Annotated in this window: 15 protein-coding genes; 10 read left to right on the top strand and 5 right to left on the bottom strand. The window is 73.5% G+C overall.

Translation table 11 applies throughout. From position 1 onward, the window contains the following. On the top strand, positions 1–999 hold the full coding sequence (locus AB0399_RS17400; protein ID WP_328467018.1) for a sugar ABC transporter permease: 999 nt from the start codon (positions 1–3) through the stop codon (positions 997–999). Then, positions 996–1,880 carry a carbohydrate ABC transporter permease gene (locus tag AB0399_RS17395; protein ID WP_366411882.1) on the top strand — a complete coding sequence of 295 codons (885 nt, stop codon included), beginning with the start codon at positions 996–998 and terminating at the stop codon, positions 1,878–1,880. Before AB0399_RS17400 ends, AB0399_RS17395 begins: the two co-directional genes overlap by 4 nt. Positions 1,881–1,912: 32 nt before the next feature. Here AB0399_RS17395 and AB0399_RS17390 read toward each other — a convergent pair whose 3' ends face one another. Continuing rightward, the gene (locus tag AB0399_RS17390) at positions 1,913–2,431 is read right to left on the bottom strand and encodes a GNAT family N-acetyltransferase (RefSeq protein WP_366411881.1); all 519 of its coding nucleotides are present in this window, start codon (positions 2,429–2,431) and stop codon (positions 1,913–1,915) included. Positions 2,432–2,565: 134 nt separating this feature from the next. Here AB0399_RS17390 and AB0399_RS17385 point away from each other — a divergent pair, with 134 nt between their 5' ends. From AB0399_RS17385 to AB0399_RS17370, 4 genes are all read left to right on the top strand, one after another. After that, positions 2,566–2,811, top strand: coding sequence for a hypothetical protein (locus tag AB0399_RS17385; protein ID WP_329366683.1), 246 nt, complete (start codon positions 2,566–2,568; stop codon positions 2,809–2,811). A 128-nt stretch (positions 2,812–2,939) separates the two neighbouring features. Continuing rightward, the gene (locus tag AB0399_RS17380; RefSeq protein ID WP_366411880.1) at positions 2,940–4,151 is read left to right on the top strand and encodes a PP2C family protein-serine/threonine phosphatase; all 1,212 of its coding nucleotides are present in this window, start codon (positions 2,940–2,942) and stop codon (positions 4,149–4,151) included. 387 nt (positions 4,152–4,538) lie between these two features. Further along, positions 4,539–4,901: an STAS domain-containing protein gene (locus tag AB0399_RS17375; RefSeq protein ID WP_329366687.1), complete on the top strand. Its 363-nt coding sequence runs from the start codon at positions 4,539–4,541 to the stop codon at positions 4,899–4,901. A 198-nt stretch (positions 4,902–5,099) separates the two neighbouring features. Beyond that, complete coding sequence (locus AB0399_RS17370) at positions 5,100–5,726, top strand: DUF5994 family protein (protein ID WP_366411879.1); 627 nt, start codon at positions 5,100–5,102, stop codon at positions 5,724–5,726. A gap of 72 nt (positions 5,727–5,798) precedes the next feature. On the opposite strand, the gene AB0399_RS17365 is transcribed toward AB0399_RS17370, so the two are convergent. Then, a complete protein-coding gene (locus AB0399_RS17365; protein WP_329366689.1) occupies positions 5,799–6,731 on the bottom strand; it encodes a LysR family transcriptional regulator in 933 nt (310 codons plus the stop codon). A 70-nt stretch (positions 6,732–6,801) separates the two neighbouring features. Between AB0399_RS17365 and AB0399_RS17360 the strand changes: the two genes are divergently transcribed. Beyond that, positions 6,802–8,079 carry a TDT family transporter gene (locus tag AB0399_RS17360; protein ID WP_366411878.1) on the top strand — a complete coding sequence of 426 codons (1,278 nt, stop codon included), beginning with the start codon at positions 6,802–6,804 and terminating at the stop codon, positions 8,077–8,079. Here AB0399_RS17360 and AB0399_RS17355 read toward each other — a convergent pair. After that, complete coding sequence (locus AB0399_RS17355) at positions 8,076–9,224, bottom strand: N-acetylmuramoyl-L-alanine amidase (protein WP_329366691.1); 1,149 nt, start codon at positions 9,222–9,224, stop codon at positions 8,076–8,078. The two genes, AB0399_RS17360 and AB0399_RS17355, sit on opposite strands and share 4 nt — an antisense overlap. A gap of 426 nt (positions 9,225–9,650) precedes the next feature. Between AB0399_RS17355 and AB0399_RS17350 the strand changes: the two genes are divergently transcribed. From AB0399_RS17350 to AB0399_RS17340, 3 genes are all read left to right on the top strand, one after another. Next, positions 9,651–10,274 carry a DUF998 domain-containing protein gene (locus AB0399_RS17350; protein ID WP_329366693.1) on the top strand — a complete coding sequence of 208 codons (624 nt, stop codon included), beginning with the start codon at positions 9,651–9,653 and terminating at the stop codon, positions 10,272–10,274. Positions 10,275–10,423: 149 nt separating this feature from the next. After that, complete coding sequence (locus tag AB0399_RS17345; protein ID WP_366411877.1) at positions 10,424–10,879, top strand: hypothetical protein; 456 nt, start codon at positions 10,424–10,426, stop codon at positions 10,877–10,879. Further along, positions 10,876–11,178 (top strand): alpha/beta hydrolase, encoded by a 303-nt coding sequence (locus AB0399_RS17340; RefSeq protein ID WP_366411876.1) that lies wholly within the window; start codon positions 10,876–10,878, stop codon positions 11,176–11,178. Before AB0399_RS17345 ends, AB0399_RS17340 begins: the two co-directional genes overlap by 4 nt. 51 nt (positions 11,179–11,229) lie before the next feature. Here the strand turns inward: AB0399_RS17340 and AB0399_RS17335 are convergent, their stop codons facing one another. Together AB0399_RS17335 and AB0399_RS17330 are read right to left on the bottom strand one after the other, a co-directional pair. Then, positions 11,230–12,207: an acetylxylan esterase gene (locus tag AB0399_RS17335; RefSeq protein ID WP_329366698.1), complete on the bottom strand. Its 978-nt coding sequence runs from the start codon at positions 12,205–12,207 to the stop codon at positions 11,230–11,232. 45 nt (positions 12,208–12,252) lie between these two features. Next, positions 12,253–14,640 carry a glycogen debranching N-terminal domain-containing protein gene (locus tag AB0399_RS17330; RefSeq protein WP_366411875.1) on the bottom strand — a complete coding sequence of 796 codons (2,388 nt, stop codon included), beginning with the start codon at positions 14,638–14,640 and terminating at the stop codon, positions 12,253–12,255. Between the last annotated feature and the right edge of the window lie 99 nt (positions 14,641–14,739).

The following is a 14,739-nucleotide window of genomic DNA, read 5'->3' as shown; positions in this document are numbered from 1 at the left end:
ATGACGACCATCGCCTCTGAGCGGCCCGCCGAGCGGCCCACCAGCCGCGTCACGCTGCGCACGGACCGGGAGCGCGCGCCGCGTTCCGACCGGCGGGCCGGGCTGCTGCTCAGCTCCCCCTTCCTGATCATCTACCTGCTGTTCATGATCGGCCCGCTGCTGGTCGGCGTCGTGGTGAGCTTCTTCAACACCACGACCGTCAAGAGCGGCCTAGGCGGCTGGGTGGGCCTGGCCAACTACCGTGCCGTGCTGGAGGATTCGCTCTTCTGGTCGGCGATGTGGCACTCGGTGCTGTTCACCTTGCTGACCACGCCGCTGCTGGTGGTGCTCGCCCTCGCCTTCGCCGTCCTCGCCTCCCGGATCAGGCGCGGCACCGTCTTCTACCGGCTGGCGTTCTTCGCGCCCTACGTCGTGCCGTCGTCGGTGGTCGTGCTGGTCTTCCTGTGGATGTACACCCCGCAGGTCGGGCTGGTCCCCAAGCTCTTCAGCGCGGTCGGGCTGACCTCGCCGGACTTCATCGGCTCCACCTCGGGCGGCTGGACCGCCGTGGTGCTGATGACCCTGTGGTGGACCTTCGGCTTCAACTTCGTCCTCTACACCGCGGCCATCCAGGACGTGCCGCCCGAGGTGTACGAGGCCGCCGCCATCGACGGCGCGAGCCCGTGGCAGCAGATCCGCTTCCTGACCGTGCCGCTGCTCGGCCGCACCACCAGCCTGGTGCTCATCCTGCAGATCCTGGCCTCGCTCAAGGTGTTCGACCAGATCTACCTGCTGCTGGGCGGCGGCCCGAACCAGTCCACCCGGCCGGTCATCGAGTACATCTACGACACCGGGTTCACGTCGTACCGCGGCGGCTACGGCGCCGCCGCCACCATGGTCTATTTCGTCATCATCGTCGCGATCTCGGCGGTCTGGTACGGGCTGCGCCACCGCCGTACGACCGTCGCCGAACGGGCCGCCGAACGGCCGGCACCGCGGGCCGAACGGAGGACCTCATGACCACCCTTGCCCCCGTGGGGCGGCGCCGCACCCCGGCGCCGGCGGCGATCGCGGACCGCTCCAACGGAGCGAAGCTCTTCAACCGGCTGTGCGCGGTGTGCGTGACGCTGTTCGCGCTGATCTGGCTGGTGCCGCTGGTGTGGGCGCTGATCACCTCGCTGCGCTCGGACGGGTCGATCACCGCCAAGCCCACCTCGCCGTTCGCGGGCGGCTGGTCCTTCCACGCCTACTCCTACGCGTGGGACAACTACCCGCTCGGCTACTGGTATCTCAACAGCCTGGTGATCGCCGCGCTCGCGGTGCTGTTCACCGTGACGTTCTGCTCGATGGCCGGCTTCGCGCTGGCGCTGCTGAAGTTCCCCGGGCGCAACGTGGTGATGGCGCTGGTGGTCGCCGGGCTGATGCTGCCCACCGAGGGGCTGGTGCTGCCGCAGTTCATCGAGTACCGCTCGCTCCATCTGCTGGGCACCTACTGGGCGTTGGTGCTCCCGTCGGTCGCCGCCCCGGTCTCGGTCTTCGTCTTCCACTCCTTCTTCCAGGGCATCCCGACGCCGCTGATCGAGGCCGCCCGGCTGGACGGGGCGAGCTGGTGGCGGATCTACCGGTCGGTCTGCCTGCCGATCTCCCGCCCGGCGGTCGCCACCGTCGCCATCCTCACCTTCATCAGCTCCTGGAACGCCTTCCTCTGGCCGCTGCTGGTGCTCAGCCAGACCAAGTCCCAGACGGTGCCGGTCGGTCTGGCATCGCTGGTCAACCCGAGCAACATCCAGTACGCCGAGGTGATGGCGTCCTCCGTGCTCGGCTTCCTCCCGCTGATCGCCGTCTTCCTGGTCTTCCAGCGGCAGATCGTGCAGGGGGTCGCGACCACCGGCCTGAAGTAGCGGCGCGGCGGCTCCGGCCGGGGCGGCCCCGGTCAGTCGGGCGGAGGCACGGCGGGAGCCGCGTACGACCGTACGGACACGGTCTGTTCGGGGCTCCAGCGCTGCTCGGTGGTGGCCAGCAGGCGCCAGCCGAGCCGTTCGTAGAGGGCGGCGGCGGCCGTGTCGGTGGCCACGACGTCGAGCACCGGGTGCAGGCCGAGGTCGTGGGCCGCCCGGGTCGCCTCGGCCATCAGGCGCGCGCCGATCCGGTGGCCACGCGCGGCCGGTGCCACGAAGAGCCGGTTGACGACGGCGGCCTGCCCCGCCTCCGCGCCCGCCTCCGCCGCCCACAGCGCCGGCGCGAGGTCGTCCGGGCCGCTGCGGGAGAGCACCACGTGGCCGGCGACGGCGCCGTCCAGTTCGGCCACCCAGGCGGCGAGCAGCGTGGACGGCGACAGCCAACCCGCGGGTTCGGCGGGCCAGTTCACCGGGTAGCCGTCCTGCCGGTGCACCGCCGCGAGCACCCTCGCGCAGCCTTCGAGGTCGGCCGCGACGCGCGGGCGTACGGACACCCTGACGTCCCGGCCGCGCCCCCGCACCGGCCCCTGCGGTACTCGCCCCTGCCGCATTCCGCCTCCGTCGCTCCGCCCGCCACCGTCCGCGACCCAACGTACAGGGCCGTCCGCCGGGGCCCGCAGGTGCGACCATGGCGAGCATGGAAACCGACGAGGCACGCCGTACAGCCGTTGCGCACTTCACCGAGGGCGGCTCGAAGAACGCGGGGTGGACCGTCACCGGACCCGCCGTGCAGGACGTACAGACCGCGACCGGGTCCCGGCCGTCGCTCGTCTTCACCTTCCGCGCGCCCGCCAGCGACGCCTGGAACCGGAGGTCGTTGCCGCTGCGGGTGGCCGTCGACGCCGAGACCGGCACCGCGGAGACGCTGCGCTGACCTTCGCCCGCCCGGCGGCGCGGCCGGCCCGGCGCCCGTATCGCCGTGAATCGGTGCGCTTCACCGCGTTGGCGCCTTTTCCCATGCTATGCAGGGGTGTGGAAGAACACCGGCGGCAGCCCCGCGGTATGACGGTCGATCGGTCCGAGGGTTTCGGAGAGCGCCTGCTGGGCCTCCTGCTGGACCGGGCGCACGAGATGCCGCCCGAGCTGATCGCCCCGCTCGTCGCGGAGGAGGTCACCCGCATCGGCGGGCGCGACGTGTCGGTCCTGCTCCAGGACTACGAGCAGTTGATGCTCATGCCGCTGCGCGGCCGGCGGCTCTTCGTCGAGGAGCCCCAGCCGGTGTCCGGGTCGCACGCGGGCACGGCCTTCCTGGAGGCGAAGACGATCGAGGTCGAACAGGACGGCGGGACACGGATGTTCCTGCCGCTGCTGGACGGCAGCGACCAGGTGGGCGTCATGGCCGTGACCCTGGACGTCGTGGACGACGACGACCGCCGGCTGCTGCGCCGGCTGGCGGGCCTGGTCGCCGACATGGTGGTGACCAAGGACAGCTACACCGACGTCTTCACCCTGACCCGGCGCCGGGCCCCGATGAGCGTGGCCGCCGAGATCCAGTGGTCCCTGCTGCCGCCGCTGCGCATGGCGGTGCCCCAGGTCGAGCTGGCGGGCATCCTCGAACCCGCCTACGACGTCGCGGGCGACAGCTTCGACTACGCCCTCAACGAGGACGTCCTGCACGTCGCCATGATCGACGCGATGGGGCACGGACTGAGCGCCGCCGTGATGGCCACCGCCGCGATCGGCGCCTACCGGCACTCCCGCCGGAGCGGCGTCGGCCTGTCCGGGATCTACGCCTACATGGACGAGGTGATCGCCGCGCAGTTCGGGCCCGAGCAGTTCGTCACGGCCCAGATGATGCAGCTCGACGTCAGGACCGGACGGCTGCGGTGGGTCAACGCCGGCCATCCGTGGCCGCTGCTGATCCGCGGCCACGACGACATCCGGCAGTTGCACGGCACCACCACGCTCCCGGTGGGCTTCGGCGGCCAGGAACCCGTGGTCAGCGAGCAGACGCTGCGCAAGGGCGACCGCGTGCTGTGCTTCACCGACGGTCTCGTCGAGGAACACCGCTCGGGCGGGAAGGAGTTCGGACTCGACCAGCTCACCTCGGTGATCTCCGAGGTGAGCCTGCGGCACCACCGGGTCCGGCCGATGGTGCAGGACCTCTCGCACACGCTCAAGCAGGCCCGCGGCGGAGTCACCACCGACGACGCGACGATCCTGCTCATCGAGTGGCGCGGCGGGACGGCCGACCACCTGGCGACGTTGGACTGACGGCACGGGCCGTGCGCCGGGCCCGCCATACGCCGCACGCCATGCGCCGCCGACGCCTGTCGCGCACCGCGAACGCCCGCCGTAGGCCGCCGGCGCCCGCCGGACGCCACCACGCCGGCTTGCGCCACACGGGCTATGCTGCTTCTACGGCGTCCTGGAGCCCGGCGGCGAACGCCCTCCCGTACGTGTTCCGCGTACGGATGCCCGTCGACGCGCACCGGTCCTCCGGTCCGCCGGCGCCACACCCTTCCGAGGAACCCGCGCTTCCCCGCCGACCCGACGTCCGTCGCCCACGAGCCGCCGGAACGGCACCTCGCCCCTCCGCCGCCTGCCGACGTACGACCGCACCCGGACAGCCCGGGGCGGTCCCGTGAACCGAGGCACATCATGTCCCTGCCGCACGCGCTCCACGCCCACCGCCACGACACGGAGAACCGCGCGATGATCACGCTCACCGGCGAGGTGGACCTCGACTCGGCACCGCTGATACGCGAAACCCTGGGACGGTGCCTGCTCGACGGCATACGCACCATCGACGTCGACCTCACCGCCGTCAGCTTCTGCGACTGCAGCGGCATCAACGCCTTCCTGGCCGTCGCGCTGCGCACCACCGAGGCAGGCGGGGTGCTGCGCTTGCACCACCCGGCGCCCGCGGTGGCGCGGGTGTTCGCGCTGACCGGGTCGGCCGCCCTCCTTCTCGACGAGCCCGCCGCGGTCCCCGTGCCCGGACCGGCCGCGCGCGCCGCGTGACGGCGGCCGTATGACGGCGGCTGCGTGACGGCCGGCTGCATGACAGCGGCTGCGTGACGGCACCGGCTCCCGGACCGGCCGAAGAGTAGGGTTGAGCCACCGAGGGTATTTCGCGCACGGGCGACCACGCTTGTGTCGTTTTCGGCGATCGACGACGCCGGGACCGGTCCAGCACCGTCCCGGACCAAGGTTCGCGCCATGCACACGCTCACTCCGACCATGCGGAACTCCCACGACGGCACGACGACTCCCGACCCGGCCGCTTCCGGCCCGGCCTCCGACCGGCCGACCGCCGAGCGGTCCGCGGGTCCCGCGCTGCGCCTGGCACTGGCCCGGCCCGGCTCCGCCCGCGCCCTGCTCGACGGCGCCTGGTGGCCGTACTCCCGCGACCTGACCGCGGAACTCCCCGGGCTGATCGAGGCCCTCGACGCGCGATGGGACCGGATCACCCGGGTCACCGTCAACCCGACCTACTGGCCGGTCGTCCCGCACAAGGTCCCGGTGCCGGGGCACGTGGTGAAGGTCGGCTGGTTCGCGGAGCAACAGGACCCGCACAGCGTGATGTTGCTCTCCTACCAGGTGGGCCGCTGGGACCTCCTGGTGATCCCCCCGGAGACCGACCCCGACACGGCCGACCGGCTGATGGCGGCCACCTCCGACCCGCAACGGCCCATGACGGCGAGCCAGTTGATGGCAGAGGAGGGCCACGGGACGGAAGGCCCGGACGCCGCCGCGTCCACCGACCAGGACATGGAGGCGGTGTGGACCTCCGAAGGGGGAACCGTCGCCGACGGCCTCCCCTCGGTCGCGGGCGCGCACGACTGAGCCCTCGACGCGGCCGAACCGTGTGCACGGCCGAGCCCTCGACGCGGCCGAACCGCGCGCACGGCCGAGCCCTCAGCGCGGCGCCGGGGGCGCCCAGCGGCGGGCGATGGCGGCGAGTTCGCGGGCGGCGCCGGAGAACTCCTGGCCGGTGCGGTGCACCACCCGCAGCGTGCGGGTCAGGTCGAGCCCGTCGACCGGAACCGCGACGACGGTGCCGGCCGCGAGGTCCCGCTCGACCGCGAGCGAGCTGAGCACGGCCGGCGCCACCCCCTCGGCCACCGCCGTCTTGATCGCGGTGGTGGACGAGACCTCGATGACCGGCGCGGCCAGCGGGCGGGAGGTCCTGGCCCGCAGCGCGCGCTCCAGGTAGAGCCGGGTTCCGGAACCGTGCTCGCGGCTGACCAGGGAGGTCGCGGCCAGCTCGTCCGGGGTGACGGCGGCCGGCGGCCGGCGGCGGGCCCACGGGTGCTCCGGGTGCACGATCACGGTCAGCTCGTCCCGCCCGACCGGGTCCGCGGTGATCCCGCGCGGAACCGCCGGGCCCTCCACGAACCCGATCACCGCGGCGCCGCTCAGCACGGCCGCGGCCACCTCGTCGGAGTTCCCGGTGGTCAGCGCGACAGCGGTGCCCTCGACCGCCGCGTGGAAACGCACCAGCCAGTGCGGCAGCAGGTACTCGGCGATCGTCATGCTCGCGGCCACCGGCAGCCGCGCCTCGGCGCTGAGGTGCAGCGAGGTGAGGCCGGCCTCCAGCGCGGCGGCCGCGTCGAGCGCCGTACGCGCCCAGTCGGCGACCAGCGAGCCCTGCGCGGTCAGCCGCGAGCCCTGCGGCGAGCGCTCCAGCAGCGTGACCCCCGTACGCCGCTCCAGGTACCTGATCCGGGAGCTGGCCGCGGGCTGGCTGATGCCGTGCTCGCGCGCCGCGGCGCCCAGGCTGCCCAGGCGCGCCACGGACAGCAGCAGGTCGAACGGGCCCAGGTCGCTCACCCGGCTGGTCAAAGGCATAAGTCGAGTCTATGGCGCCATGCCGTATTGCTCCCTACCGGCGGTCCCGGCCCGGCCCGAAGGTGGGGACATGACCACCTCGCTCGCCGCATCGCCGCGATCCGGCGGACCCCGGCCGGCGCACCGCCTTCCCTGGGGCCTGCTGCGCGAACTCGACCACCCGTCCGACCTGTTCCGGCACCTCGGCCCGAACTGGTACGCCTCGGTCATGGGCACCGGCATCACCGCGAACGCGGCGGCGACGCTGCCGGTGCACGCGCCGGGGCTGCGGACGGCCGCCACCGTCGTCTGGGCGCTCGCCGCGTTCCTGCTGGTGGCGCTCACCGCGGCCTGGGCCGTGCACTGGACCCGGCACCGCGAGCAGGCCAGGGGGCACGCCTACCACCCGGTGATGGCGTACTTCTGGGGCGCCCCGCCGATGGCGCTGCTCACCGTGGGCGCGGGCACGCTCTCCCTCGGGCAGGACTGGATCGGGCTGCACACGGCCGTCGTCGTCGACGTCGTGCTGTGGTCCGCGGGCACCGCGCTCGGGCTGGTCACCGCGGTGTGGATTCCGTACCGGGTGATGACCGGCGGCAAGGCGTCCGCCGACTCCGCGTTCGGCGGCTGGCTGATGCCGGTGGTGCCGCCCATGGTCTCGGCCGCCACCGGCGCGGCGCTCGTCCCCCACCTCGCGCCCGGCCAGGGCCGGTTGACGCTGCTGCTGGGCTGTTACGCGATGTTCGGCATCAGCCTCTTCGCGAGCGTGGTGATCATCACCCAGATCTGGGGGCGGCTGGTCCACCACTCGGTCGGCCCGGCCGCCATGGTCCCCACCCTGTGGATCGTGCTCGGCCCGCTCGGCCAGTCCGTCACCGCCGCCAACCTGCTCGGCAACGTCGCGCACCTCGCCCTGCCCCGCCCGTACGCCGGCGCGGCGGAGGCGTTCGGCTTCCTCTACGGCGTCCCCACCTGGGGCTTCGCCATGATGTGGCTCGCGCTGGCCGCGAGCGTCACGGTGCGCACCTTCCGCACCGGCCTGCCCTTCTCGCTGACCTGGTGGAGCTTCACCTTCCCGGTCGGCACCTGCGTCACCGGCACCAGCGCGCTCGCCGTCCACCTCGGTTCGACGCCCCTGAAGACGGCGGCGGTCGCGCTCTACGTCCTCCTCGTCGCCGCCTGGCTCACCGTCGCCGCCCGGACCGCCGCGAACAGTGCCCGCGGCGGCCTCTTCCGCCCCGCGCCGCTGCCGGGAGCGGCAGCGGGCGCGGGTACGGGGGCAGGCGCGGGTGCGGGCGCGGGGGCCGGTGCGGGCGCGGGCGCGGGGGCCGGTGCGGGCGCCATGGCCGGCCGGTCAGCCGGGCGTTAGCAGTCGAACGCCTCGCGCACCGAGCCGCCGACGACGGCGCACCACGTGCTCAGGTCCACCTTGCCGTCGGGGGTGAGGCCGTGCAGGCGCTGCATGCCCTGCACGGCCTTCATCGTCGCGTGGTCGTAGGCGCCGCTGACGGTGACGTCGCCGTAGCCCTTGCGGCTCAGCATCAACTGGAGCGCGCTGACGGGGAGTCCGGTGGCGTGCTTGTCGAGGCGAGGGGCGAGTGCCTCCCAGGTGGTGGCGTCGAAGGTGCAGTCCGCGGTGACCGGTATGCCGTGCGTGGTCTGGAAGTCCGCGACCGCGTCGTTCATGTCGAGGCCGAAGTTGCCGTCGGTGGCCAGGGCGTAGCCGGCGTTGTCGAGGAGGTACTGCGCGACCTCGACCACCGGTCCGTCGACGAACCGCCAGATGTCCGGCCAGCGGCGGGCCGGGATCTGCGCGTGCGGGGTGTGCATCGCCTCCAGGACGCGCCTGCGGACCATCGGGAACTGCGCGTAGAACGCGATGCCGGGGCAGTCCGTGGTGTAGAAGTCCCAGTGCCCGAAGATGTCCCAGGCGTTCAGGCCGAACTGCCGGCACACCGCGACGCACAGCTCCACCAGCGAGTCCAGCAGCGCCTCGGGCGGGGTCTCGGTGATGTACGTGCCCTCGTTCTCGATGCCGATCGCGTTGCCGTTCTCGCCCGGGCAGTGCGCGGCGATCACCTGGTGCTCGCCGGTCTCCAGCGTCGAGAGGCTCTGGTGCCGGCCCTCCAGCACGTATCCGCCGCGGCTGACGGTGAAGTGCTGGCCGGTGTCCGCCCAGCCGTTGGTGTCCATGTGCAGGTTCTGGCAGTCCTTGGCCAACTGGATCGCGTGGTCACGCGAGTAGTCGGTCACGTTCGGGAACGCCATGTGGTGCAGGATGATCTTGTTGGTGGCGTTGCCGGTGATCTGGATCGGGCTCGACGGCGGGCGGGCGCCCCAGGTGTCGCAGTCGATGATCCAGGGGAACTCCGCCGAGGGCGTCTCGGGCGCGGCGCCCGCGGCGTGCGCGGCGCCGGGGAAGGCCAGTTCGGTGCCGACGACGGCGGCCACGGCCCCTCCCAGGCCGACCTTGAACAGCGTGCGCCGATCGACCTCGTGCTCGTGGACGGCCATGCAGTCTCCCGTGACGAACGTGGCGGCCTCTCCCGGCCGCCAGTGGCACCCGGAGAATATGCGGCCGACTGACGCTTCACCAGAAACTCTTCGAGATCGTCACGACGACCGCCGCCGGATGTCCCGGAAAGGCCGTGCATGCGCGGCTTTTCGCCCCGCGGCGGAGGGTCGGTCCGTATACGGGGGAGCGCCGGGTGCGCGCCGGGAGGACGGACGGGCGCGCGCCGGGAGGACGGAGGGGGGCCGCGTTCGCGGAACGTGCATGCCGCACGTCGGGAGGGCGGACGGTGCCACGTCAGGAGGGCGCGGGGCCGCTCGCCACATGCGCGGCGAACGCGCGTGCGGCGCGGCTGGAAACGTTCGATCCGGCACCGCGAGGAACTCGCAGGATGCGCGCGTGCGATGTGACGGTTTTATCATGGACTAATGCGACTTGTGGCTTGGTGGGCGCTGATCTCGTCGAGCTGTGCCCCTGTTCTGCTGGTCGTGGGATTCACCACGGCCACGCTCCTGGAAGAGCCGGGATACAACCCTGTCACGCAGACGATCAGCGTGCTCGCCGCCGGTAACCATCGCGGATACCTGGTGCTGACCGGCACGCTGATCGCCGTCGGAACCTGCTACATGGCGACCGCGTGGGGGTTGCGCGCCGCCAAACTCTCCGGACGGCTCTGTCTGGCCGGCGGCGGGGTGGCGGCGATCCTGCTGACGGTGTTCCCCGCGCCGCGCACCGGCGGCTCGATGTCGCACGGTGCCGTGGTCGGCGTCGGATTCACCCTTCTGGCGCTGTGGCCGGTCTTCGCCACCCGCCGCGGCCGGCGCGCGCCATGGGGTCTGCGGTTCGTGCCGTCGGTGGTGGTCAGCGCGCTGATGTGGGTGGGGGCGGCCTGGTTCCTGTTCGAGGTGGAGAGCGACGGCGCGGCGGGTGTCGCCGAGCGCGTCGTGACCTCGGTGCAGGCGGTGTGGCCGGTCGTGGTCGTGGCGTCCTGCCTGTGGCAGGCCCGGCGCCAGGCCCGCCACCGTGCCGCGGTGGCACAGGCGCGGACGTAGCCCGAGCCGTTCTCTCCACCCGGGGGTGGAACGCGGATCTCCACCCGGGTTCAGCCAGGTTCAACCCGTGGGTTGGTCCGTTCGCGGGGGCGAATCGGCAGCATGGAAGGCGTTCTCCTTCCGCTGACTGTCGAAGGGCGGGTTGCCCCGTGGGTTCCAACGGTCTGATCAATGTGGCCGTCGCCGTGGTGGTCCTGGTCTGGCTGCTGAGCCGGCAGCTGTCCACGCGCCCGGTGCGCGAGAGGTCCCGGCTCGGCTTCGTCCTGATCGTGGTGGGCGTGATCGAGACCGTCTCCTTCACCTCGAAGCACAGCCTGTCCGGCCGGGACGTCTCGCTGCTGGCGCTGAGCCTGGCGATCGGGGTGGCGCTCGCCGCCGTCCGCGGTTTCACCCTCACCGTGTGGCAGGAGGGCGGCCAGACCTTCCGCAAGGGCGGCCCGCTCACCGCGGTGCTCTGGATCGTCGGCATAGGGCTCCACCTGCTGATCGACGACGTGATCAGCTCGGGCCTCGGCTCGGCCAGCGTCCTGCTCTACTTCGGGATCGTGCTCAGCGTGCAGCGCCTGGTGCTGCTGGGCCGCGTGCAGACGGCGGTGGCGCGATGACCTCCCCGACGGCCTCTCCGACGGTGCACTCTCCGGCTGCCCCGCTGCGGGCGCGCCGCCCGCGGGGGCGCACGGCCGGCGCTCTCGCCCTGTTACTCGCCGCGGGGTGCCTGCTCGGCGCCGGCCCCGCCGCCGCGCGCCAGACCCTCCGCGCCTTCGGCCACCGCGCGGCGATGGTCACCGTGGACGCGGCGGGCCACGGCGTGGACACCTCCCACGGCTGCGTGGCGGCAGCCGTGACCCGCTTCCTCATACGACTGCGGCCGCCCCGCTCCGGCATCTGCCCGGCGGCGGACTGACCCCTCCGCCGGGCGGCGCGACCGCCTGGCGCCTGGCGCCTGGCGCCTGGGTCAGCCGACCTCGCCCAGCACCGACCGCAGAAAGTCGAGCTGGTGGACCACCTGGTGCTGCCCGCCGCCTTCGTGACGGTTGTACGGCCAGACCCGGATGTCCTTCGGCCCCGCGTAGTGGTTGTGGGCGGCGAAGACCGTCGAGGGAGGGCAGATGTCGTCCATCAGGCCGACCGCGAAGAGCGCGGGCGCGGTGGCGCGGGCGGCGAAGTTGACGCCGTCGAAGTAGGACAGGGTGTCGAAGACCTGCTCCACCTGGTCACGGTGGGTGCGCAGATAGGTCCAGATCTCGCGGTAGGCGTTGCCCTCCACGACGGACAGCGCCCGCCGGTAGTGGCACAGCGACGGCTGGTCGATGACGGCGGCCCGTACCCCGTCGGCCAGTGCGGCGGCCGCGAGCGCGATGCCGCCGCCCTGGCTGCCGCCGGCCACCACGACCCGTTCCCGGTCGACCGCCGGGTGGGCGCGCGCGGCGTCCACGGCGCGGACCGCGTCGGTGAACACCCGGCGGTAGTAGTAGTCCTCCGGGCGCTGGATGCCGCGGGTGACCATGCCGGGTGAGGAGGAGCCGGCGCTGCCGTGCGGGTCGCCGGTCGCGCCGGGCTGGAGCGAGCCGCCCTGCCCGCGGGTGTCCATCAGCAGGTGGACGTAGCCGGCGGCGGGCCAGGTCAGCCACTCGTACGGAAAGCCGCGCCCGCCGCCGTAGCCGAGGTAGCCGACGACGCAGGGGCGGGGCGTGCGGGCGGCAGCGGGCACCAGCAGCCAGCCGGCCACCGGGTCGCCGCCGTACCCGGGGAAGCGCACGTCGTAGACGCGCACCTCGCTCAGCCGGGCGTCGTACGGCGTGAACTCGGCCGGGCGGTCGTGGCTGCGGGCCTCGGCGAGCGTGGTGGCCCAGAACGCGTCGAAGTCCGGCGGCTCCTGACGGTCCGGCAGGTAGCGGCGCAGTTCGTCGAGCGGCAGATCGGTCTCGGGCACGGGGCTGTCCTCCTCCGTGGGGCGGGGTCGGGGTGCGGCAGGGCGTCAGGACCGGGGAGCCGCCCGGTGGGCGCCTTCCAGCGTGAGGCTGTCCGGGGCGGTGACCTCGGCGCGCCCGTCGGCGTCGAGCCGTACCGAGAGCGGGGCGCCGGCCACCCGCAGTCCGCTGACGTGCAGCGGGCCGAACGCACCGGCGGCGGCGGGGTCGATCCGCAGCCGGCCGCCGGGCACATCGGCCGACAGCCCGAGCGCGGCCTGGAGCAGCAGCACGCCGGCGGCGGCCGACCACGCCTGGGGGCGGCAGGCGGCGGGGTAGGGGGCGGGGGCCTCGTCGTAGCCGCTGCCGTGCCCGCCGTACAGCTCGGGCAGGCGGGCCTCGAAGCCGACCGAGGCGGCGACGATGCCCTTGGCCAGCGGTACCGCCTGGGCCGGGAAGCCGGCCCTGACCAGGCCGTGCACCGCTATCGCCGTGTCGTGTGGCCACACCGAACCGACGTGGTAGCCAAGCGGGTTGAAGCCGGCGTTGCGGCTGCTGAGGGTGCGCACTCCGAAGCCGCAGTCGAGGTCGGGCCCGGCCAGCCGGTCGGCGAGCAGCGCGCTCTCCTCGTGGTCCAGCAGCCCGGTGCCGAGCAGGTGCCCGAAGGCGGAGGTGGCGGAGTCGACCGGGCGCTTGTCCACGTCGAGCGCGACCGCCGGGTAGCTGCCGAGCGCGTCGGAGACCCAGAAGCTCTCCCGGAAGCGGCGCCGGACGGTGGCCGCCCACTCCTCCCAGCGGTCCGCGCCGGGCCGGTCGAAGGCGCGCAGCAGGGCGGCGCCGGCGAGGGCGGCCTCGTAGGCGTACGCCTGGACCTCGCACAGGGCGATGGGCGGCGCGGCGAGCCGTCCGTCGCGCCAGCGGATGGAGTCGCCGGAGTCCTTCCAGCCCTGGTTGGCCAGGCCGCTGCCGGTGCTGTCGACGTACTCCAGCAGGCCGTCGCCGTCCGCGTCGCCGTAGCGGGCCAGCCACTCCAGCCCGGCCTCGGCGTGCGGCAGCAGCTCGGCGACCTCGGCGGCGGGCATGCCCCAGCGCCACGCGTCGTGCAGCAGCGTGATCCACAGCGGGGTGGCGTCCACGGTGCCGTAGTAGACGGCGGGCAGCGCGCGGGAGTCGGCCAGCCGCAGCGGCTCGCGGCGCACCTCGTGCAGGATCTTGCCGGGCTGCTCCTCGGTGTGCGGGTCGACGCGGGTGCCCTGGCGGCGGGCCAGGGTGCGCAGGGTGCCCGCGGCCAGCTCGGTGCCGAGCGGCAGCAGCATGCGGGCGGCCCAGAGCGAGTCGCGCCCGAAGAGGGTGAGGAACCAGGGGGAGCCGGCGGCGAGGAAGGTGTCGCCGGGGTGGTCGGGGTCGGTGAGCAGCAGCCGTTCCAGGTCGCCGACCGAGCGCGCCACGAGCCGGTCCAGCCGCTGGTCGGCGGAGGCGAGCCGGGGGTGGGGCCAGTCCACGCTGCCGGGGGCGGGGGCCGGGAAGGGCGCGGGCAGCGGGTCGTACACGGTGCATTCGAGTACGGCCTGCCAGGAGGCGCCGGGGGCGAGCGCGACGCGGTAGCGCAGCTCGCCGTCCTCGGGGCGGACGGCCGGGGCGCCGGCGAGGGTGGCCGGCGCGGCACCCGGGTCCGGGTCGGTGCCGTCGGCGTCGGCGTCGGCGTCGGCTCCGGCTCCGGCTCCGGCTCCGGCGGGGCCCGTGAGCGGGCGAAGCACCACCCGCAGCCCGTCCTCGTCCTGCCAGATCAGACCGGTGGCCGCGGCGTCCGCGTCGTCCGCGGCGGTCTCGACGCTGTCAGGTGCGCCGGTGCCGCCGGACGTGCCGGAGTCGCCGCGGCCACCGGGGTCGTGGGGTCCGAAGTGCTCGGCGGAGGCCGCCGCCGCGGGCCAGGGCCGCGGGAAGCGGCCGCTCTTGACGTCGTCCATCCGCGCCAGGTCGGTGCCCGCGGCCACCACCATGGTCAGTGAGACGTGCAGGGCACCGGAGTTCGTGATCCGCAGCGTCTCCCGCAACCGGCCGGGCGTCAAGCGTCGGACCCGATGGAGCGTGACCGCCGGGTCGGCCGTGACCTCGCCCACACCGCGCAGCACCGCGCGGTAGCCGGTCTCGTCGGCCGCCCGCAGCGTGTGCCCGAGCGGCGCCAGCAGCACCGGCACGGCGCCCGCGTCCCCATCCGTACCGGCGTCCCCGCCCCCGTCCGCGTCCGTCTCGAAGCGCACCTCGAGGCGGGACAGCGCGCGCCGGTCACCGTGGAAGAAGCCGTCCGCGCCGCCGGCCAGATCACCGCTGCGACGGGAGAGCGCCAGGCTCGGCGCGTACACGGTCGTACAGGCGTCGTGCAGGAACGGCTGGAGCCCTTCTGCTGCACCCGCGGAAGACGGGGGTTCGGCGGCGGAGCGCCCCTGGACAGCCATGTTCACGGTGCTGTGCCTCTCGTCGTGACGACGGTTGGTCGATGGTGGGACCGATGCGTTGATCATCGTTTGGATCGATCAAATAGCACCTTACCCCTT

The organism is Streptomyces sp. NPDC088194, assembly GCF_040702025.1.
In the GTDB taxonomy this organism is placed as follows: domain Bacteria; phylum Actinomycetota; class Actinomycetes; order Streptomycetales; family Streptomycetaceae; genus Actinacidiphila.
Note: the sequence above shows the minus strand (reverse complement) of the source record. Positions and strands in the feature narration are given on the sequence as shown.

What these genes read in the sequence shown, in the direction of transcription:
- AB0399_RS17400 (WP_328467018.1), top strand. Translation starts at nt 1, where the DNA reads ATGACGACCATCGCCTCTGAGCGGCCCGCCGAGCGGCCCACCAGCCGC.
- AB0399_RS17395 (WP_366411882.1), top strand. Translation starts at nt 996, where the DNA reads ATGACCACCCTTGCCCCCGTGGGGCGGCGCCGCACCCCGGCGCCGGCG.
- AB0399_RS17385 (WP_329366683.1), top strand. Translation starts at nt 2,566, where the DNA reads ATGGCGAGCATGGAAACCGACGAGGCACGCCGTACAGCCGTTGCGCAC.
- AB0399_RS17380 (WP_366411880.1), top strand. Translation starts at nt 2,940, where the DNA reads ATGACGGTCGATCGGTCCGAGGGTTTCGGAGAGCGCCTGCTGGGCCTC.
- AB0399_RS17375 (WP_329366687.1), top strand. Translation starts at nt 4,539, where the DNA reads ATGTCCCTGCCGCACGCGCTCCACGCCCACCGCCACGACACGGAGAAC.
- AB0399_RS17370 (WP_366411879.1), top strand. Translation starts at nt 5,100, where the DNA reads ATGCACACGCTCACTCCGACCATGCGGAACTCCCACGACGGCACGACG.
- AB0399_RS17365 (WP_329366689.1), bottom strand. Translation starts at nt 6,731, where the DNA reads ATGCCTTTGACCAGCCGGGTGAGCGACCTGGGCCCGTTCGACCTGCTG.
- AB0399_RS17360 (WP_366411878.1), top strand. Translation starts at nt 6,802, where the DNA reads ATGACCACCTCGCTCGCCGCATCGCCGCGATCCGGCGGACCCCGGCCG.
- AB0399_RS17355 (WP_329366691.1), bottom strand. Translation starts at nt 9,224, where the DNA reads ATGGCCGTCCACGAGCACGAGGTCGATCGGCGCACGCTGTTCAAGGTC.
- AB0399_RS17350 (WP_329366693.1), top strand. Translation starts at nt 9,651, where the DNA reads ATGCGACTTGTGGCTTGGTGGGCGCTGATCTCGTCGAGCTGTGCCCCT.
- AB0399_RS17340 (WP_366411876.1), top strand. Translation starts at nt 10,876, where the DNA reads ATGACCTCCCCGACGGCCTCTCCGACGGTGCACTCTCCGGCTGCCCCG.
- AB0399_RS17330 (WP_366411875.1), bottom strand. Translation starts at nt 14,640, where the DNA reads ATGGCTGTCCAGGGGCGCTCCGCCGCCGAACCCCCGTCTTCCGCGGGT.